Source organism: Streptomyces sp. NPDC002057, assembly GCF_040296665.1.
Classification (GTDB): domain Bacteria; phylum Actinomycetota; class Actinomycetes; order Streptomycetales; family Streptomycetaceae; genus Streptomyces.
Genome location: NZ_JBEOXR010000052.1, coordinates 1 through 18,536 on the forward strand (window position 1 = coordinate 1; position 18,536 = coordinate 18,536).

The following is an 18,536-nucleotide window of genomic DNA, read 5'->3' on the forward strand; positions in this document are numbered from 1 at the left end:
CTCGTCGACGGCGGCTACGACGTCGCCGACTACCGCACCATCGACCCCGCCTTCGGCACCCTCGAAGACGCCGAGAAGCTGATCGCCGAGGCCGGAGAACTCGGCATCCGGGCCATCGTCGACATCGTCCCCAACCACGTCTCCGACCAGCACGCCTGGTTCCGGGCCGCGCTCGCCGCCGGCCCCGGCAGCCCGGAACGCGAGCTGTTCCACTTCCGCCCCGGCCGGGGCGAGAACGGCGAACTCCCGCCCAACGACTGGCCCTCCCAGTTCTCCGGGAACACGTGGACCCGAGTCTCCGACGGCGAGTGGTACCTCCACCTCTTCACCCCCGAACAGCCCGACCTCAACTGGGCCCACCCGGCCGTCCGCCAGGAACACGAGGACGTGCTGCGCTTCTGGTTCGAACGCGGGGTCGCCGGCGTACGGATCGACTCTGCGGCGCTGCTCGCCAAGGACCCGGCGCTCGCCGACTTCGTCGAGGGCGTCGACCCCCACCCGTACATCGACCAGGACGAACTCCACGACATCTACCGCTCATGGCGGGCCATCGCGGACACGTACGGCGCCGTCTTCGTCGGAGAGGTCTGGCTGCCCGACTCCGAACGCTTCGCCCGCTACCTGCGCCCGGACGAACTGCACACCGCCTTCAACTTCAACTTCCTCTCCTGCCCCTGGGACCCGGACCGCCTGCGCCGCACCATCGACGACACCCTCGCCGAACACGCCCCCGTCGGCGCCCCCGCCACCTGGGTCCTCTGCAACCACGACGTCACCCGCACCGCCACCCGCTACGGCCGCGAGGACACCGGCTTCGACTTCGCCAAGAAGCGCTTCGGCACCCCCACCGACCTGGAACTCGGCACCCGCCGCGCCCGCGCCGCCGCCCTCCTCACCCTCGCCCTCCCCGGCTCCGTCTACCTGTACCAGGGCGAAGAACTCGGCCTGCCCGAGGCGGAGGTCCCGCTCGACCGGATCGAAGACCCCATGCACGCCCGCTCCGGCGGCACCGACCCCGGCCGCGACGGCTGCCGCGTCCCCCTGCCCTGGGAAGCGGGAGCACCCTCGTACGGATTCGGCTCCCACACCGAGCCCTGGCTTCCGCAGCCCCGCGACTGGGACGGCTTCGCCGTGGACCGCCAGCGGGCCGACGCGGGGTCGATGCTGGCGCTCTACCGGGCGGCCCTGCTCCTGCGCCGGACGACCGAGGGATTCGGCGACGGCCCCCTGACCTGGCTGCCCGCCGCGGAGGGAGTACTCGCCTTCGCGCGGTCCGAGGGCCTGGTGTGCGTGGTCAACCTCTCCACGGACCCGGCCGCGCTCCCGCCGCACCAGAGCCTGCTCCTGTCGAGCGGCCCCCTGGACGCCGACGGCCGCCTCCCCGAGGACACGGCGGTGTGGCTGCGCACCTGATGCGCGGCCGGCCGACGGGCGTTTCCGGTGCCGGCACCGGGAGCACCCGTCGGCCGGCCACACCGCAGACGGCGGCGAAGACCTCGTTCGGCTCACGTGCGGCTCACACCGGGCTCGTCGGACCCGCCGGTGATCCGCTCCAGGTCCGTGGTCAGCGAGTCCAGCCACTCCACGGTCGCGTAGTACGACCGCGGCGCACCCGGGGGCTCGACCGCGAGGTCGTCGAAGGCGCGGGCGCGCAGCGCCATCGGCGTGCCGGGCGTGTCACCGCGCGGATCCAGCCGGGCGGAGACCAGGAGCATGCCGGCGGCCACCCGGTCGCCGATCAGCGTGACCGCCACGGCGGACTCCCCGGGCAGTGGCGGAACGACCACCGGCTCGGGCGGCACGAGCAGCCGGTCCGCGCCCCACAGCGTGTGGTGGCCCGACATCAGCGCGGCCTGCCAGTCGTGGGGGTCGTCGGAGCCGGCCCGCTCCTTCGGCTCGCTCCGGTACTGGGCGTACGCCGTCTCCGCCATGATCAGCGCGTGCTGCAGCGACCGATGGCCCGGCGCCGTGGGCACCGGAGCCCGCGACCCGCCCGTGGAGACCTCGGCGGTCGTGGCCACCACGGTCTCCGCGGCGATCCGGAGCATCCACGCCACCGACCGGCGCAGCTCGTCCTGGGCGCCCCGGGGCCAGGCCAGCAGCCCGAACACCGCGCCGATCGCACTGCCGCCCAGCACGTCGAGCAGCCGGAACTCGGCGAGTTGCCAGGTCGCGGGGGCCAACTGGGCGAAGACCAGGGCGACGAGCACCGTGAACAGCGCCTGCGCCCACCCCACCCCCTTCACCGGGCCCAGCGTGAAGGTGACCAGCATCAGCGGGGGCAGGGCCGCGGCGTACACCACCGTGTCCGTGCCGACCGTCGCGAGCAGCGCGGCCGCGACGAGCGCGCCGACGAGGGTGCCGGTGAGCGCCACCCGCACGGTGCCGCGTGTCTCGCGCACCGTCGTACGGGTCAGGGTCAGCGTGGCGAGGAGCATCCAGAACCCGTGCGGGAGGGTGTCGAGCCCGGCGATCGTCCGCGCCGCCGCGAGGGCCAGGCTGATGCGTACGGCGTTCTGGAAGAACACCGACCGCTGTCCCGCGTGGCCCGTGAGCCGCCGCCACCACAGCTCGGGCGCCCGCATCCCCGCGTACCAGAACCGTCCCGGGGCCGCCGCGGCGGCGGCCGCCCGGCCCCGTACCGCGAGCTCCGCCGCCGTGGACGTGGCGAGCGCCGCGTCGGCGACCTCCAGCATCGCCGCGTGGCGGCGCAGCGCGGCCGGCGGGGCACCCTCCTCGGGCCCCTCGGCCAGGGCCCGGCGTGCCTCCCGCAGCCGGGCGCGCGCGTCCCCGGTCGCTTCCCGGCCCCCGTGGGGCGCCGCCCGCTCCCGGCCCCGCAGGAGCGCCGCGGCCTCCCGGGAGGCGTCGGCCACGGCGTGCAGAACGGTCAGGTCGGCCCGGCCCGACGAGGGGTCGCCCGGAGGAGGCGGCAGCAGCGCGAGCCGCGCGAGCAGGGTGCGGACGGCCAGACCGGTGTGGGTCAGCGCCCGGTCCCGTACCCCGGCCCCCGCCGGACGTTCCGCCTCCGGGACCTGGGAGGCCCGCAGCCCCGCGCCCAGCTCCCGGGCGGCCCGCAGCGTCGCGCCGGAGGCCGCGTAGGGGGCCTTGCCCAGTTCGTCGGCGCAGCGCGCCGCGCCGTCGGACGCGCGGGCGGCCAGCTCCCGGTAGGGGACGCCCGCCGCGCGTTCGGGCAGCAGGAACGTCTCGGCGACGATGAGCAGCAGGAGCCCCGCCGTGGCCCCCACCAGGCGTTCGCCCAGGGAACCGGGATCGTAGGGCGGGAAGGACGGCAGGATGTACATCAGGTGCAGCCCCGGGGCCGCTCCGGCCGGACGGGGCCCGCCCACCGCCATGAAGGCCAGCGCGAAGCCGATGACCAGCATGCCGAGGGCCGCGGTCCAGGTCCGTACGGACAGGTAGGTGCCGATCGTGATCAACACCCAGCAGACGGGCACCGCGCGGGACAGCACCACCGCCCGCTGCCGCCCGGTGCCCGGGATGTGCGACAGGCCCGCCAGCGCGATCGCCGCGAACAGCGCGTACGTGGCGGCGACCGTCGAGCCGAAGCCGTACAGGAACACGTAGAAGCCGACCGTCGCGGCGAGCGTGACCCGCACCGACCGTCGTACGGCCGCCGCGTAGACGGGCGGCAGCCGCACCTTCGGACGTCGGACTCGGGGAACGCCACCCATGCGACCAGCTTCCTCCGCGGGGGCCACCAGGTCGTCGGAGCGCCGTGCGTCGACGTCTCGCCCGCCGCCCCTTCCACTATCGGACAGTCGGATGAGCGGCGCCAACCACGGCCGGCGACCACGCGCCGGTCCGCCGCCCCCGGGGGGGGACGGCGGACCGGCCTGCCACGGGCCCGGGTCGAGCCGGACCGGTCCGGTTCCTACGTGGCCGGCACGGAGTCCTCGAAGGCCGTGCCCGCCGACCGGTACGCCCCGACCTTGGCGGCCACCTGGGCCGGGGTCAGGACCTGGTCCTTGACGTGCAGGACGTAGTCGACCTTCTGGTCGTAGGCGCGCGGAGCGGTCGACGTCTGGCCGGCGAGGTCGATGAGCCACTGGTTGAAGTTGATGGACATCGGGCGTTCGGGGAGGTAGCGGGCGTCGTGCCGGCCGAACTCCTGGCCGTCGACGTAGTAGACGATCGTGTTGTCGTCGATGGTCAGGACGAGGTCGTGCCAGCCGGCGTAGCTCGCCCGGACCTCGGAGTGCTGGTTGACGGCCTCCCAGGGGTCGGGCCGGTAGGTCTCCCACGAGGTGGTGTACAGGATGTTGGCGGGCTCGCCCCAACCGCCGTTGGGGAGGTACTCGAAGTCGTACTCGGCGTAGTCGTCGGCCATCGGGGCCTTGAGGTCGTTGATGGTGAAGAAGGTCTGGACGACACGGTCGCCGTCCGGGCCGGACACCGGCGCGTCGGAGAAGCGCACCCGCGCCGCGTACGTGCCGTTCTTGAACTTCGACGCGCGCGTCAGGATCTCGGTGTGCCGGGTCGACTCGCCCGTTCCGGCGGTCGAGCTCCGCAGGTTCATGATCGAGTTCGTGCCCTCCTTGGCGAAGGTGACGTTCTCGGGCGCCCAGGTGGCGCCGGGCACCCCGGGGCCGCCGGAGTTGGAGCGCACGCTCCACCCGTGGGCGTTGATCGCCGGGTCCGTGTGCCCGGTGTAGTCGAAGTCGTCGAAGAGCGCGGCCCCGGCGGGCGGCGGGGTGGTCGGGCCGGTGGGGGTCGGCGTCGGCGTCGGCTCGTTCCCGGCGGGAGCGGTGCCCCAGACCGGTACCCCGCCCACGGTCGCCGTGACCTTGGACCAGTTGGCGTACGTCGTCTGGGCCGGTCCGAAGGAGTAGTCGTCGTTCTGGTTGAGCGGCTGCCAGTTGGAGCGGTGGAAACGCAGCTGCATGTCGCCGGTGTCCGCGCCGGGCGCCAGCGAACCGGCACCGGCGGTGAAGCCGATCTCCAGGTAGCGGTCGGCGGTCGCGGTGGGGTTGGCCAGGGTGCCGAACGTGCCGGTGAGGTTCGCGCAGCCCTTCACGGCCCAGGAGCAGGCGTAGGTGTACGAGGCTCCCGCGTCGGCCTTGAAGTAGTAGCGCACCTTGACCTGGCTCAGCGGCACGCTCGACGTGCCGGTGTTGACCACCTTGAGCCAGGGCTCGACCTGGTCTCCGCCGGTCGCGCTCTGCCGGTACTGGACGGTGACGGCCTCACCGGCCGCCGCGGCCGGAAGGGCGGTGAGGGCGGTGGCGCCGAGTCCGGTCACCGCGGCGACGGCGAGCGCGGCACGGATCCGCAGCCTCCTGTTGGCCGCGGGTGCGTTCTGGGGGTCGCTCATGGGGAATTCCTCTCCTTCGGTGGGGTGGAACGGGGGTCCGGGGGCGGTCATGGGGTGGGGGCGGGTACGGGAGCGGGGAGGGACGGGGGCGTGGGGGAGAGCCGGCGCGGCACCCCGAGGGCGTCGAGCCGCGTCCTGTGGTGGCGGAGCCGCTCCTGGAATCCGGGCCAGTCGTGACGGCCGGTCCACACGACCTCGGCGAGGGCGCAGAGCCGCGGAAAGGTCAGGTACTCGGCGTGCGCCGTGGTCGGCACGTACTCGGTCCACAGCTGCACCTGCGAGCCGAGGACCTGGGCGGCCTCCTCGGGGCTCCACTCCGCCGGTGCCGGGTCGTTGCCGTGGACGGTGCGCAGGTCGACGACCTCGCCGGCCTGGCCGGGCGGCTCCGTGGGGCTGTGGGACTGGGGGTAGTCGAGGTAGGTGGTGCGGTGCGGCGCCATGATGACGCGGTGCCCGCGCCGGACGGCGGTGCGGCCGTGGTCGGCGTCCCGCCAGGGCATGACGGTGAAGTACGGGGGGAGGTCGGCGCCGTTCTCGGTCCAGCTGAGCGGGCGGCGGCCGGCGTCGAGGAGATGGCGGCCGATCCGCTCCATGAACCAGCCGTGCAGGGCCGAGGGGCCCGCCAGTCCCTCCTCGGCGGCCCTTCGGCGGGCGGCGGGGGAGTCGTGCCACTCGGTGGTGGGGCACTCCTCACCGCCGATGTGGACGTACGAGGAGGGGAAGACGTCCATCACCTCGTCCAGGACCGTGCGGCAGAAGCCGAGGGCCCCGTCGTGGACACCCAGGATCGTGTCGCAGACGCCCCACCGGTCCCAGACGTCATAGGTGCGGCCCGGGTGGTTGCCGAGTTCGGGGTAGGCGGCGAGAGCGGCGCGGACATGGCCCGGCATCTCGATCTCCGGCACGACGGTGACACCGCGCTCGGCCGCGTACGCCACCAGACCGGTGAGCTCCGCCCGGGTGTAGGCACCGCCGTGCGGCACCCCTCCGACCTCGGTCAGCCGGGGCAGCGCGGCGACCGGCATGCGCCAGCCCTGGTCGTCGGTGAGGTGGAGGTGGAGGACGTTGAGCTTGTGGAGGGCCAGGAGGTCGACGTACCGCCGGAGGTAGGAGACGGGCCGGAAGCGGCGGGCGACGTCCAGCATGGAGCCGCGCCACGGGAAGCGGGGGGTGTCGGTGATCTGCGCACAGGGCACCGACCAGGCGACACCGGTCACGGGCTCGGCGTGGAGGGCCTCGACGGGCAGGAGCTGACGGAGGGTCTGGACTCCGGCGAGGAGCCCCTGGGGGCGCGCGGCCCGCAGGAGGATTCCGCCGGCGCCGACGGTGAGGCCGTACCCCTCCTCGCCGAGGCCGGTCAGCGCGCGGTCGAGGGCCAGGACGACCGAGCCGTCGGGGCGCGCGGGCAGCGGCAGACCGGTGGCCGGCCCGAGCAGGGTGCGCAGCAGTCCGGCCGCGCCCTCGGCGCCCGGCGAGACCTTCAGCGAGGTCGTCGGGTCGAAGGTGAACCGGCCCGGCAGGAACTGGAGTTGGGTGGGTTCGGGGACGAGGTGGGGGTGGGGCATCGCGGTGCGTTATCCCTTCACGGCTCCGCCGGTCATTCCGGCGGCGACCCGGCCCTGCAGGACCAGGAAGAGGACGAGGACGGGCAGGGCGAAGAGGGTGGAGGCGGCCATGGTGGCGCCCCAGTCGGTGCCGAAGACGTTGGAGAAGGACGAGAGCCAGACGGGCAGGGTGCGGTCGTCCTGGTTCTTGATGATGAGCATGTTGGCGAAGGCGAACTCGTTCCAGGCGGTGATGAACCCGAAGAGCGAGGTCGCGAGCAGCCCCGGCGCGAGCAGCGGGAGCGTCACGCGGCGGAAGGCGGTGGCCCGGGTGCAGCCGTCGACCTGCGCGGCCTCCTCCAGCTCGGCCGGGACGGCCGCCAGGAAGGACCGGAGGGTGACGATGGTGAAGGGCAGGGTGATCATGAAGTAGACGAGACTCAGGGTCGCCAGCCGGTCGAGCAGGTCGGCGTCCCGGGCGATCACGTACATCGGGATCAGCAGCGCCTCCCAGGGCGCCACCTGGGCGATGAAGACCATGAGGATGAAGCCCCGCCGGCCGCGCCAGCGCATCCGGGCGACGGCGAACGCGGCGGCGAGCGCCACCACCAGGGCGAGCAGCACGCATCCGGCGGTCACCAGCAGGCTGTTGCGCCAGAAGATCCAGAAGCCGTCGGCGGCCACGGCGTCGCGGAAGTGGTCCAGGGTGACGGAGACGGGCAGGAACCGCGGGGTCTCGGACTGGATGTCACGGGTCGGCCGGAAGGCGGTCAGGACCATCCAGTACACCGGGAAGACGGCCAGGACGAAGACGAGCGCCGCCGCGGTGTTCAGGGGGAGTCGGCGCAGGATGCGCGGTGTCACCGGTCGGCCTCCTGTCGGAGCATCTGGCGGAAGTAGGCGATCAGTACGGCCACGAGGAGCAGCACGGTGAGGGTGGAGACCGCCGCCCCGAGGTCGTAGCGGTGCAGCGACTGGGCCACCCGGTAGGCGTAGACCGGCAGCGTGGTCGTCGCCTCGCCGGGCCCGCCCTTGGTCACGGCCCAGATCTGGGCGAAGCAGCGGAAGACCCAGATGACCTCCAGGCAGAGGACGAGACCGAAGATCGGCCGCAGAAGGGGGAGCGTCACGGAGCGGAAGATCCGCCAGGCGCCCGCCCCGTCGAGGCGGGCCGACTCGTACAGCTCGGTCGGGACGGTCAGGAGCGCCGAGTGCAGCGTGATGGCCGCGAAGGGCACCGACTGCCAGACCACGAGCAGGACCAGGACGGTGAACGCGGCGGGACCGTCCGCCAGCCACGAGTACCCCTCGAACGACTCGAACCCGAGCCGGACGAGAACCCAGTTGACCACCCCCAGGCGGGAGGCGAAGAGCCACTGGAAGACGGTGGTGGTGGCGATGACCGGGCTCGCCCACGCGAGGACGAGCCCGCTCGTCACCAGCATCCGCATCCGCCGGCCGAGCCGCTGCATCATCAGGGCGACCAGCGTGCCGATCACCATGATCAGCACGACGTTCACCAGGGTCCACCAGAAGGTGCGGCGGACGACCTCCCAGAACTCGGGGTCGGCCAGGACGGTCCGGTAGTTGGCGAACCCCACGAACCCTGCCTCGCCACGGATGAGCTCGCCCAGCCCGTACTCCTGGAAGGAGATGAGCAGGTTGCGGGCGAAGGGGTATCCGAGGAGGAGCACGCCGCCGAGGACGGTGGGGGCGACCAGGAGGTAGGGCCAGAGCGCTCCCCGGTCCGGCCGCTTGGGGCGCCGCGCCCCGGGACCGCTCGGGCGGCCGGTCCCGGGACCGGCCGACCCGGCGTCGGTCGCGTCGGTCGGGTGGGTCGCGGCGGTCGAGCGGGCGCTCGTGGGACCGGTCGTACGGGCGTTTCCGGGGCCGGTTCCGTCCCCGCCCGCGCGGCCGCTCGCGAGATCGGTCACGGGACCGCTCACGAGCCGAGGGTCTTGGTGATGCTCCGCGAGGCGGTCGCCGCGGCCCGCGCGGGATCGGTACCCGTCAGCACGGCGGTCATGTACTGCTTGATCGGGTTGGTGGCCTCGACGGCGGCCCACTGCGGGGAGTTGGGCGTGGCCCGGCCCTGCGCCGCGCCGGCGGCCATCGCTGCCGTCCCCTCGTCGTCCTGGATGACGTGCGCCAGGGAGGTGCGGTTGGGGACGTAACTCATCGTTCTCGCCATGTCCGTCTGCCACTTCTCGCCCGCCAGCGCCCTGACGACCGCGTAGGCGGCATCGGGGTGCGTCGAGGCCTCCGGCACGATGAGGTCGGAGCCGCCGGTGAAGACCGCGCCGGGCTTCTCCGCCGTCTTGCCGGGCACCGGGAAGAATCCGAGCTTCCCCTTGAGCGCGGGGTTGATCTCCTCGACGATCTTCGCGCCGCCGGGCACGGCGACGATCTGGGCGACGTCGCCCTTGGCGAAGACCTCGGCCTGCGGGGGCTTGGCCTCGTCGGAGTCCTTCGGCCCCTTCCCCAGGGCCTGGAGCCGCCGGTAGAAGTCCATCCCGGCCAGGGCCTGCGGGGTGTCGAGCGACCCCTTCCACCCGGCGCCGTCCTTCACGGCGAGGTCGCCGCCGTCCTCCCAGACGAAGCCGGACAGGGTGTACCAGTTCTGGCCGGGCAGGTAGATGCCCTGGGTCCCGCCCCGGTTGAGCTTGGCCGTGACGGAGAGCCACTCGGCCTGCGTCTTCGGGGGAGCGGTGACGCCCGCGCGGGCGAAGAGGTCCTTGTGGTAGATCACCACGCGGTTCGCCGCGTACCAGGGGATGCCGTACTGCTTGCCGTCGACCCTGCCGGGCTCGGCGAGCCCCGGCAGCCAGTCGGCGCCCTTCAGCTCGGCCGTCTTGCCGCTGAGGTCGCGGACGCCGCCGCTCGCCGCGTACTGCGCGACCTGGGTGTTGCCGACCTCGATGACGTCGGGGGCGTCCTTGCTGGCCAGGGCCGCCGTGACCTTCTCGCCGATGCCGTCCCACTCCTGGATCTGGATGTCGAGGTCGATGTCCTTGTGCTCCGCCTCGAAGCCGGCGCGGAAACGGGAGAGGAAGGCGTCGGTGACGCTGTCCTTCATGATCCATACGGTGACCTTCTCCGGTCCGCCGGAGGCTGCCGGGTCGCCCGATCCGCCACATGCCGTGGCGGTGAGGGCGACGGCCGCCGCGAGGGCGACGGAGCCGGCGAGGGGACGAGTCTTCACGAGCACCTCGATGAATGGTTGACCAATTGGTCAAGTGGTCAGGTGTGTGACCAGAAGGTGACACGGACCGTGGGAGCCGTCAATCCCTTGAAAAACATGAGTTGTTCACCCAGTGACAGGTCAACAGATCCGGTTAGTATCGGACTTACCAGTTGACCAGTCAGGGAGAGTGGCATGAAGGGCGTGGCATGAAGGACGGTTCCTCCAGCGGGGTGCTGAAGCGGGAGCGGGTACGCGAACACCTGCTCGGCCTGATCGAGGCGGGCGGCCCGGGCGACCCGATCCCGTCCGAGCGCACCCTCTGCGCCACCCTCGGGGTCTCCCGTCCCACCCTGCGCGCGGCGGTCGACGAACTCGTCGCCACGGGCGCGCTGGTGCGGGAGCACGGCCGCGGCATGTTCGTCGCACCCGCCAAGATCACCCAGCAGCTCGCCCCGGACGACGCGGCCTTCACCGTCCCCCGCGCCTCGGGCAGCTGGTCCAGCACCGTCCTGGAGTCCGCCACGATCCGCGCCGGAGCCCGCATCGGCCGCAGGCTCCGCCTCTCACCCGCCGCCGAACTCCTCTACGTCGCCCGCCTCCGCCTCGTCGACGGCTCCCCCATGGCGATCGAGCACCTGCACATCCCGGCGGACCTGGTGGGCGCCGCGCTCACCCCGGAGGAGCTGGAGGCGGGCGACCTCTACGACCATCTGCGGGAGCACCACCAGGTCCACGTCCGGGAGGCCACGCAGTCCATCGAGCCCACCGTCGTCAGCGAGGACGAGGCCGCGCTCCTGGACGTCCCCGTCCTCTCGCCCGCCCTGCTGATCGAACGCCTCACCCTCGACACGGCGGGGCGGCCGGTCGAGTACGTCCACTCGGTCTACCGGGGCGACCGCTACCGCATCGTCTCCCGCCTCGACTTCACCCGCGACGGCCTCGTGACCTCCTCCACCGAGGGGGATGCATACTGACCCCCAGCCGGGCCGTGCCCGGGGAGGCGACTCCCGGGTGAGGACCCACGGAGGCGTACGGGGGAGGGAACAGGATGGAGTTCAAGCGCGAGCGGGTACGGGAGCATCTGCTCACCGTGATCGAGAGCCGTCGGCCCGGCGACGCCATCCCCTCGGAGCGCACCCTCTGCGCCGCCCTCGGCGTGTCCCGTCCCACGCTGCGCGCGGCGGTCGACGAACTCGTCGCCACCGGCCTGCTGGTGCGGGAGCACGGCCGCGGCATGTTCGTCGCCCCCGACAAGATCACCCAGGAACTCGTCGCCGAGAACCGGGCGGCAGAGGCCCCCAGGAGCCGCGGCAGCTGGACCAGCACGGTGCTCGAACTCCGCACGGTGCGGGCCGGAGCCCGGATCGGCCGCAGGCTCGCGATCTCCCCGGCCGCCCAGCTCGTACGGGTCACCCGCCTCCGGCACGTCGACGGCGCCCCCATCGCCCTGGAGCACCTCCACGTCCCGGCCGACCTGGTCCCCGGGCTCACCGCCGCCGACATGGAGGGCGGTTTCTACGCCCACCTCCGCGAGCGGCGCGGGATCCGGACCGCCCACGCGGTCCAGTCGATCGAACCGACCGTGCTCAGCGAGGAGGAGGCGGCCCTCCTGGACGTTCCGGTCCTGTCACCCGCGCTGCTCTTCGACCGGATCACCTCCGACACGGACGACAGGCCGGTCGAGTACGTCCGCTCCCTCTATCGGGGCGACCGCTACCGCATCGTCTCCCGGCTGGCCCTCGGCGAGAGCGCGACCGGCGACCCCGCGGCCCAGGCCGCGCGGGGCGGGGCGTGGTGGGGGACGGTGCGGTGACCCGGCCGGAGGGCCGCACTCCCCGGGATGCGGTGGCCCGGCCGGAGGTCTTGCTGCCCGGGGTGCGGTGGTCCGGCCGGAGGTCTTGCTCCCCGGGGTGCCGTGATGCCTCGCCCCTCACCCGGCCCGCTTGGAGAGGAGGACCCGGGTGAGCAGGTCACGGGTGAGTGCGAGAGGGGACTCCTCGGGGTGGGTGGTCAGGCGGATCCTCACCCAGGCTTCGTCGACGGGCAGTCCGGTGACCCGGGAGAGCCTTCTGGCCTGCCAGGAGGTGATGGGAGACCAGATCCAGCGACGGTGTCCGAGTGGCTTCATGCGCTGATCAACGAGGCGGGGCCGTCAACGGAATGGAGCAGACCAGGTGATTCGGGGAGGAGCGGGGCGTCGATCGCCCCACGGGGACACCAGCGTGGGTGCCTGGTTCACGCCGGGCAGCGCGGACGCGGAGGTGCTCCGGTGACGTCCGAGATGCCGCCCGCATGCCCACTGCACGGCGCCGGGCTCGACGCACGGAGTCTGGTGGGCCGGCGGATCGAAGGGGTCGTCGCGTCGTGGCACCTGTACGGCGAGGACGACCCCGAGGGCCCGCTCGACGTCTGGCTGATGGACGAACACGGGGACGCCGTCCTCGTCACGACGGGATCGGACTGGTGCCTGATCCTTGAGGCGTCGGCTCCGCACGAGGGCTACGAGATGGCCGAGTCGGGACGCGTCACCGTGGGGCCCGCCGGTGACGAGACCCCCCTCGCCGCGCACCTCGGGGAGGAGATCCTCGCGGTACGGGAGGAGTACGAGCCCCGCACCGGCCGGACGGCCCTGGAGCTGTCGTTCCCCACCGGCGGGGTCCGCTGCGACAGCTGGGCGGGGGACCTCCGGCTGCGCCCGTTGTGACGGAGCCGGTTCGGGGAAACGGACTCCTGCCCGCACGGAGGTGATCCGTGCGGGCAGGGAAGGGCCTACGCCGTCGCCAGGGCCAGCGTCGGTGACAGGCGTGAGGCCCGGACCGCCGGGTACAGGCCCGCCACCGTGCCGATCGCGAGCGTCGCGGCGAAGCCGCCGCCCACCGCCCACAGCGGTACGACCCACGGCAGCCCGCCCGTGGACGCGTACACCCCCGTCGCCGCCCCGCCGAGCGCCACGCCCGCCAGACCGCCGAGGCCGGAGAGCATCAGGGACTCCGTCACGAACTGGATCCTGATCTGCCCCCTCGTCGCGCCCAGCGACCGGCGCAGGCCGATCTCGTGGCGGCGTTCGAGGACCGAGATGATCATGGTGTTGGCCACACCGACCCCACCCACCAGGAGTGCGATCCCCCCGAGCCCGAGCAGCAGCGTGGAGAACGCCCCCTCCGTAGCGGCCTTGGCCTTCAGCGCCGAGGACGGATCGCCGACCGACACGTTCTGCGGGTTCTGCGGGTCGATGGTCGGGGCGAGGAGCCGCTGGACCTCCTCCACGGACGCGTCGGTGGACCGCTCGTACACCGTCGTCGGATGACCGTCGAAGCCCAGCAGCCGTCCCGCGCCCTCCCAGCCGACCAGCGCCGAGCGCTCGATCTCGGGTGCGAGCGGCAGCGGGTCCAGTACGCCGATGACCGTGAAGTACCGGTCGTCGATCCAGACCTGCTGCCCCGGCCGGGTGATGCCGAGCCGCTCGGCCGCGACATGGCCGAGGACCACGGACGGGTAGCGGCCGTTGGCGGCGTTCAGCCAGGTGCCGGCCGCCGTCCCACCGCGCAGCACGCCGAGGAGTCCCTCGGTGGCCGCCTTCACCGCGATCCCGCCGGTCTCGGCCTCCGGGATCTTCTCGGAGCGGCGCACCGAGCTCCTGAGGTCGCCGGTCCCGGCGGCCTCCTCCACGCCCGCGATCCGGCCGACCATGCCCACCGCGTCCTTGGGCAGCTTGACCTCCTGCCCGCTGAACATCCCCTCGCCCGGCTTGGCGACCAGCATGTTCGTGCCGAGCGCGTCGAGCTGTCGCAGCAACTGGGCCTGGCTGGAGGCCGAGATGCCCACCACCGCGATCATCGTGGCGATCCCGATGGCGATTCCGAGGGCGGACAGCACCACCCGTACGGGCCGGCTGCGCAGTCCGGCGGACCCGACGTGGAGGACATCGCGCGGCCCGAGCCGGGCGGCCGCGAGTTTCGTACGGGGCATCAGGCCGCGACCTTTCCGCCACCGGAGTCACCGGAGGTACCGGAGCCACTGGCATCACCGGCATCACCCGAAGTACCCGAGTCGCCGGCATCACCGGAGTCCCCGCCGACCGGCGACCCGTCGGGGGAGACGAAGGGCTCGCCGCCCCCGTGCCCCGTGTCCTCCACCACGCGCCCGTCCCGAATCCGTACCTGCCGCGGCAGGCGCCCCGCGATCTCCGTGTCGTGCGTGATGACCGCGATCGTCGCGCCCTCCGCGTTGAGCTCGTGCAGGAGCGTCATCACCGCCTCCCCGGACGCGGAGTCCAGCGCGCCCGTCGGTTCGTCCGCCAGCAGCAGGGCCGGTTCGCCCACCACCGCCCGCGCGATGGCGACGCGCTGCTTCTGGCCGCCCGACAGCTCGTGCGGCCGGTGCTTCAGCCGGTCGGCGAGGCCGACCCGGGCCAGCGCCTCGGCGGCCATCCGCCGCCGCCGGGCCCGGGGCAGCCCGGAGTACAGCAGCCCCTCGGCCACGTTCTCCAGGGCGCCCACGCCCGGCACGAGATGGAAGGCCTGGAAGACGAAGCCGATGCGGCGCGCGCGCAGGGCGGATAGCCGGCGGTCGCTGAGCGAGGCGATGTCGTACCCGGCGATCTCGACCGTGCCGGCGCTGGGCCGGTCCAGGGTGCCGATGATGTGCAGCAGCGTCGACTTGCCGGATCCGGACGGCCCGACGATGCCGAGCAGTTCCCCTTCGCCGACGGTGAGGTCGACGCCGTCGAGGGCGCGGACGCCGCCCGCGTACTCCTTGGTGACTCCGCGGAGCCGTACCACCGTGGTCATGCGGACGGCACCCCGACCTTCGTGCCCTCGCGCAGCCCGTCGCCGCTGACCTCGACGCGGCCCTGCCCGAACATGCCGAGCTCGACCTTCACGTCGCGGGCGGTTCCGTTCTCGACGACCTGGACGCCGAAGCCGCCGCCGGGCAGGGCGAGCAGCGCGTTGACGGGTACGGAGAGGACGTCCCGGCGCGTCTCGCCGGTGAGGTCGACGGTGACGGGGGACTGGTCGATGCCCTCGACCTTCCCCGGGTCGTCGAAGGAGACGGTGACGGGGATCTTCGGTGTTTGGTCCTGCGGATCGTCGCCCGCCGACGCGGTCTTTCCGACGGCGGACACCTTCCCCGGCAGCTCCGTGCCGTCCGGCAGCCGCACCTTCACCCGGGTCCCGGTCTTCGCCGACGCGGCCTCCGGCACCGGGATCCTGAACTGGACGACCCGCTCGGAGCCGGTCACGGTGAGCACCGGACCGCCCGGCGAGGTCCGGTCGCCGGGCGCGGCACCCGCCTGCTTGACCCGTACCGCGCTGCCCGCGAAGGCGATCTGGTCGGGTCCGACCGTGCCGGTCTGCTCGAGGTCGTGGGACTTCTGCCAGCGCTTGACGGCGGCGGCCGTCTTCGCCGTGTACTCCTCGTCGACGTCGAAGCCGACGTACCCGAGGGCGGCGAGGTTCTCCTCCAGCTGGCGGACGTCCTTGCCCTTGTCGCCGGTCTTCAGCGTCCGGTACATGGGTTCGGCGCCGTACATCAGCCGGACCGGGACACCCTCGACCTCGTAGAGCCGCTCGTCCCGCTCGACGACCGAACCGGCGGCCGCGATCCAGGTGAGGACCCCGGCGGGACCGGCGTTGATCTTCCGTTCGCCGAGGTGGCCCAGCGTGCCGTCCTGCTGCGAACTGTCACTGAGGTCGCCCCGGGTGACGGCGGCCGTCGCGGGCGGCAGCCCCTTGGAGTCCGCGGAGCCGGTGGCTCCCTCGCGGGGCCCGTCCGGCGCGGAGACGGCGGTGACGGCGGCGCCGCCACCCGCCACGGCCACGATCGCCGCGAGGGCGAGCACGAGCCGCCGCCTGGCCATCGGGCGCTCGTGGCCGCTCATCGGTTCACGCTCTCGCACGCCTTGTTGGCCTTGTCGAACTTCTGCTTCTCCGCGCCCTGGGGTATCGGCATGGCGGCCTGCGCGCCACCGTCGAACTTCGGGTCGGGCATGTTGAAGCCGTTCTCGCGCATGCACTTGGCGAACGCGAGGGCCTTGTCCTTGTCGGCCTGCGTCGGCTCCTTCCCGAACCCGGCGGCGGCTGCCTTGCCCTGACAGGCCTTGAACGCCTTCTCCATCTTCTCCTTCGACATGCCGTCGCCGCCGATGGTGAGCCCGACTCCCTGCTCGCCCGGCTTGGGCTCGGGCACGTCGAGGCCCTGCTCGCGCAGGCACTTGCGGTGCTCGAAGGCCTGGTCGGCCTTCTTGCCCTCCTCGCTGACACCGCCGTCGTTCCTGCCGCTCCCGGAGGAAGAGGTGTCCGAGCCCGAGCAGGCGGTGGCGAGGAGGGCGAGGGCGGCGGCCAGGACAGGGGCGGCGGCCGTGCGGGTGATCCGTCGAATGGTCATGGCGTGGAGCGTGCCGCGAAGGGATGTTTCGTTTCCCTCAGCGGTTTCGTTTACACCGACGAAAGGTCCCTTTCGGATACACAGGGGGCATGCGCGTACTGGTGGTGGAGGACGAGGCGTTTCTCGCCGAGATGATCGCCGAGGGGCTGCGCCGCGACGCGCTCGCCGTGGACGTCGCGGCCGACGGCCTCGAAGCCCTGCGGAAACTGCGGCTGGGCGAGTACGACGTCCTCGTCCTCGACCGGGACCTGCCCGGGATGCACGGCGACGACGTCTGCCGCCGTGTGGTCGAGCAGCGGCTGATGACCCGGGTGCTGATGCTGACGGCGGCGGGCACGGTACGGGACCGGGTCGAGGGCCTCGGTCTCGGCGCCGACGACTACCTGGCGAAGCCCTTCGCGTACGACGAACTGCTCGCACGCGTCCTCGCGCTCGGCCGGCGCGCCCGGCCGGCGCTGCCCCCGGTCCTCGAACGGGCCGGGATCGTCCTGGACACCGCACGCCGGCAGGCCAGCCGGGACGGGCGCCATCTGCAGCTCTCCCGCAAGGAGTTCGCCGTCCTTGAGTCCCTGCTGCGGGCCGAGGGAGCGGTGGTCAGCGGCGAGGACCTGATCGAGCAGGTCTGGGAGGAGCACACGAGCTACCGCACGAACGCGGTACGCGTCACCCTCAGCAAGCTGCGGGCGAAGCTCGGTGAGCCGCCGGTCGTGGAGACCGTGCCGGGCTCCGGCTACCGGATCGCGTCGTGAGGCGGGTCGCGCATCGGGTGGTGGCGGGGGAGCGGGCCCGCCTGACGGCCCTGTACGGCGGACTGCTGCTCCTCGCGGGCGCGCTCCTGACGGGGGTCGTGTACCTGCTCGTGAAGGAGGGCCTCTACTCGTCGATCAGCCTGGCCGTCACCGGGACCGTACCGGCGCAGCGTCTCGAAGACCTGCCGAGCCCCTACCCGACGGCGTATCCGACGTCCTATCCGACGGCCTTTCCGAGCGCCGGGTGGGTCAGCGCGGCGCCCGCGAGCCCCGGCCCGAGCCCGGGGACGAGGCTCCCCAGCGAGGTGCTCGCGATCACGCGGTCGGTGAGCGACGCGGCGGAGTCGGCGGCCCTCGAACGCCTCCTGACGGTCTCGCTCGCCGTCCTGGTCGTGTACGCGGTGCTCTCCGTCGCCCTCGCGTGGTGGATGGCGGGCCGGGTCCTTCGGCCGGTGGCGGTGATCACGGAGACCGCCCGCCGGCTCTCGGGGGAGAACCTGCACGAGAGGATCGCGCTCGACGGCCCGCCGGGCGAGTTGAAGCGGCTCGCCGACACCTTCGACGGGATGCTCGGCCGGATGGAACGGCTCGTCTCCGCCCAGCAGCGGTTCGCGGCCAACGCGGCGCACGAGCTGCGCACCCCGGTCGCCGTCCAGCGGGCGGCGGCCGAGATCGGACTCGCGGGGGAGCCCTCGCCGGAGCGGGTCGCCCGGATCCGGGGGAAGCTGATCGAGGTCGCCGACGACAGCGAGCGGATCATCGAGGGACTGCTGCTGCTCGCCGCCTCCGACCAGGGGCTGAGGGAACGTCGGCCGGTGGCGGTGCACGAGGTGGCCCGCGACGCGGTCGACGCGCTGGCGGCGGAGGCGGCGGAGCGCGACGTGACGGTCTCCGTACGGGCCGAGCCGCTGACGGTCGACGGCGACGCGGTGCTCCTTGACCGGCTGGTCCACAACCTGGTGGCGAACGGACTGCGGCACAACCTCCCCGACGGCCGTGTGGAGGTCCGTACCGGCCCGAGCGGCATCGAGGTGACGAACACCGGCCCCGAGATCCCGCCCGGCACGGTCCCGCTCCTCTTCGAACCCTTCCGCCGCCTCACGGAACGCACCCACGCCCCCGGCGAGGGAGCGGGCCTGGGCCTCTCGATCGTCGAGTCGATCGCCCGCGCCCACGACGCGACGACAGAGGCGTTCCCGAACGCGGAGGGCGGAGGGCTGACGGTGCGGGTGCGATTCGGCTCGTGACGCCCTTCAGACGTGACATCCCGATGTCACGACGGACTTGGGGTCGTCACGGCCTCCCACTCGTGACGGTTCTTGACGAGAAGAAAGTGTGAG

17 protein-coding genes are annotated in these 18,536 nt (G+C 72.9%); 6 read left to right on the forward strand and 11 right to left on the reverse strand.

The window, feature by feature from the left end; all coding sequences use genetic code 11:
• On the forward strand, positions 1–1,413 hold a 1,413-nt coding region (locus tag ABT129_RS30290), incomplete at its 5' end, for an alpha-amylase family glycosyl hydrolase (RefSeq protein ID WP_351907961.1).
• A 92-nt stretch (positions 1,414–1,505) separates the two neighbouring features.
• On the opposite strand, the gene ABT129_RS30295 is transcribed toward ABT129_RS30290, so the two are convergent.
• From ABT129_RS30295 to ABT129_RS30320, 6 genes are all read right to left on the reverse strand, one after another.
• Positions 1,506–3,692 (reverse strand): FUSC family protein, encoded by a 2,187-nt coding sequence (locus ABT129_RS30295; RefSeq protein ID WP_351907963.1) that lies wholly within the window; start codon positions 3,690–3,692, stop codon positions 1,506–1,508.
• A 200-nt stretch (positions 3,693–3,892) separates the two neighbouring features.
• The gene (locus ABT129_RS30300) at positions 3,893–5,332 is read right to left on the reverse strand and encodes a cellulose binding domain-containing protein (RefSeq protein ID WP_351907965.1); all 1,440 of its coding nucleotides are present in this window, start codon (positions 5,330–5,332) and stop codon (positions 3,893–3,895) included.
• 47 nt (positions 5,333–5,379) lie between these two features.
• Positions 5,380–6,897, reverse strand: coding sequence for a beta-N-acetylhexosaminidase (locus ABT129_RS30305; protein WP_351907967.1), 1,518 nt, complete (start codon positions 6,895–6,897; stop codon positions 5,380–5,382).
• 9 nt (positions 6,898–6,906) lie between these two features.
• A complete protein-coding gene (locus ABT129_RS30310) occupies positions 6,907–7,740 on the reverse strand; it encodes a carbohydrate ABC transporter permease (RefSeq protein ID WP_351907969.1) in 834 nt (277 codons plus the stop codon).
• Complete coding sequence (locus ABT129_RS30315) at positions 7,737–8,597, reverse strand: carbohydrate ABC transporter permease (RefSeq protein ID WP_351908059.1); 861 nt, start codon at positions 8,595–8,597, stop codon at positions 7,737–7,739. The genes ABT129_RS30310 and ABT129_RS30315 overlap by 4 nt, the downstream gene beginning before the upstream one ends.
• Before the next feature lie 221 nt (positions 8,598–8,818).
• The gene (locus ABT129_RS30320) at positions 8,819–10,078 is read right to left on the reverse strand and encodes an extracellular solute-binding protein (protein WP_351907971.1); all 1,260 of its coding nucleotides are present in this window, start codon (positions 10,076–10,078) and stop codon (positions 8,819–8,821) included.
• Positions 10,079–10,266: 188 nt separating this feature from the next.
• Between ABT129_RS30320 and ABT129_RS30325 the strand changes: the two genes are divergently transcribed.
• Both ABT129_RS30325 and ABT129_RS30330 read left to right on the forward strand, forming a co-directional pair.
• Positions 10,267–11,034, forward strand: coding sequence for a GntR family transcriptional regulator (locus ABT129_RS30325; protein WP_351907973.1), 768 nt, complete (start codon positions 10,267–10,269; stop codon positions 11,032–11,034).
• A 74-nt stretch (positions 11,035–11,108) separates the two neighbouring features.
• Complete coding sequence (locus ABT129_RS30330) at positions 11,109–11,873, forward strand: GntR family transcriptional regulator (RefSeq protein WP_351907975.1); 765 nt, start codon at positions 11,109–11,111, stop codon at positions 11,871–11,873.
• 117 nt (positions 11,874–11,990) lie between these two features.
• On the opposite strand, the gene ABT129_RS30335 is transcribed toward ABT129_RS30330, so the two are convergent.
• Complete coding sequence (locus tag ABT129_RS30335; RefSeq protein ID WP_351907977.1) at positions 11,991–12,188, reverse strand: hypothetical protein; 198 nt, start codon at positions 12,186–12,188, stop codon at positions 11,991–11,993.
• A 141-nt stretch (positions 12,189–12,329) separates the two neighbouring features.
• Between ABT129_RS30335 and ABT129_RS30340 the strand changes: the two genes are divergently transcribed.
• Entirely contained in the window at positions 12,330–12,764 is a 435-nt protein-coding gene (locus ABT129_RS30340) for a hypothetical protein (protein ID WP_351907979.1), read from the forward strand.
• A gap of 65 nt (positions 12,765–12,829) precedes the next feature.
• On the opposite strand, the gene ABT129_RS30345 is transcribed toward ABT129_RS30340, so the two are convergent.
• From ABT129_RS30345 to ABT129_RS30360, 4 genes are read right to left on the reverse strand one after another with little or no spacing between them, the layout of a single operon-like run.
• The gene (locus ABT129_RS30345) at positions 12,830–14,029 is read right to left on the reverse strand and encodes an ABC transporter permease (protein WP_351907981.1); all 1,200 of its coding nucleotides are present in this window, start codon (positions 14,027–14,029) and stop codon (positions 12,830–12,832) included.
• Positions 14,029–14,850, reverse strand: coding sequence for an ABC transporter ATP-binding protein (locus tag ABT129_RS30350; protein WP_351907983.1), 822 nt, complete (start codon positions 14,848–14,850; stop codon positions 14,029–14,031). Before ABT129_RS30350 ends, ABT129_RS30345 begins: the two co-directional genes overlap by 1 nt.
• Positions 14,847–15,941 (reverse strand): peptidoglycan-binding protein, encoded by a 1,095-nt coding sequence (locus tag ABT129_RS30355; protein WP_351907985.1) that lies wholly within the window; start codon positions 15,939–15,941, stop codon positions 14,847–14,849. Before ABT129_RS30355 ends, ABT129_RS30350 begins: the two co-directional genes overlap by 4 nt.
• A complete protein-coding gene (locus ABT129_RS30360) occupies positions 15,938–16,447 on the reverse strand; it encodes a hypothetical protein (protein ID WP_351907987.1) in 510 nt (169 codons plus the stop codon). The genes ABT129_RS30355 and ABT129_RS30360 overlap by 4 nt, the downstream gene beginning before the upstream one ends.
• 89 nt (positions 16,448–16,536) lie before the next feature.
• Here ABT129_RS30360 and ABT129_RS30365 point away from each other — a divergent pair, with 89 nt between their 5' ends.
• A complete protein-coding gene (locus ABT129_RS30365; RefSeq protein ID WP_351907989.1) occupies positions 16,537–17,196 on the forward strand; it encodes a response regulator transcription factor in 660 nt (219 codons plus the stop codon).
• 20 nt (positions 17,197–17,216) lie between these two features.
• On the forward strand, positions 17,217–18,443 hold the full coding sequence (locus ABT129_RS30370) for an ATP-binding protein (RefSeq protein ID WP_351908061.1): 1,227 nt from the start codon (positions 17,217–17,219) through the stop codon (positions 18,441–18,443).
• The last annotated feature ends 93 nt before the right edge of the window (positions 18,444–18,536 follow it).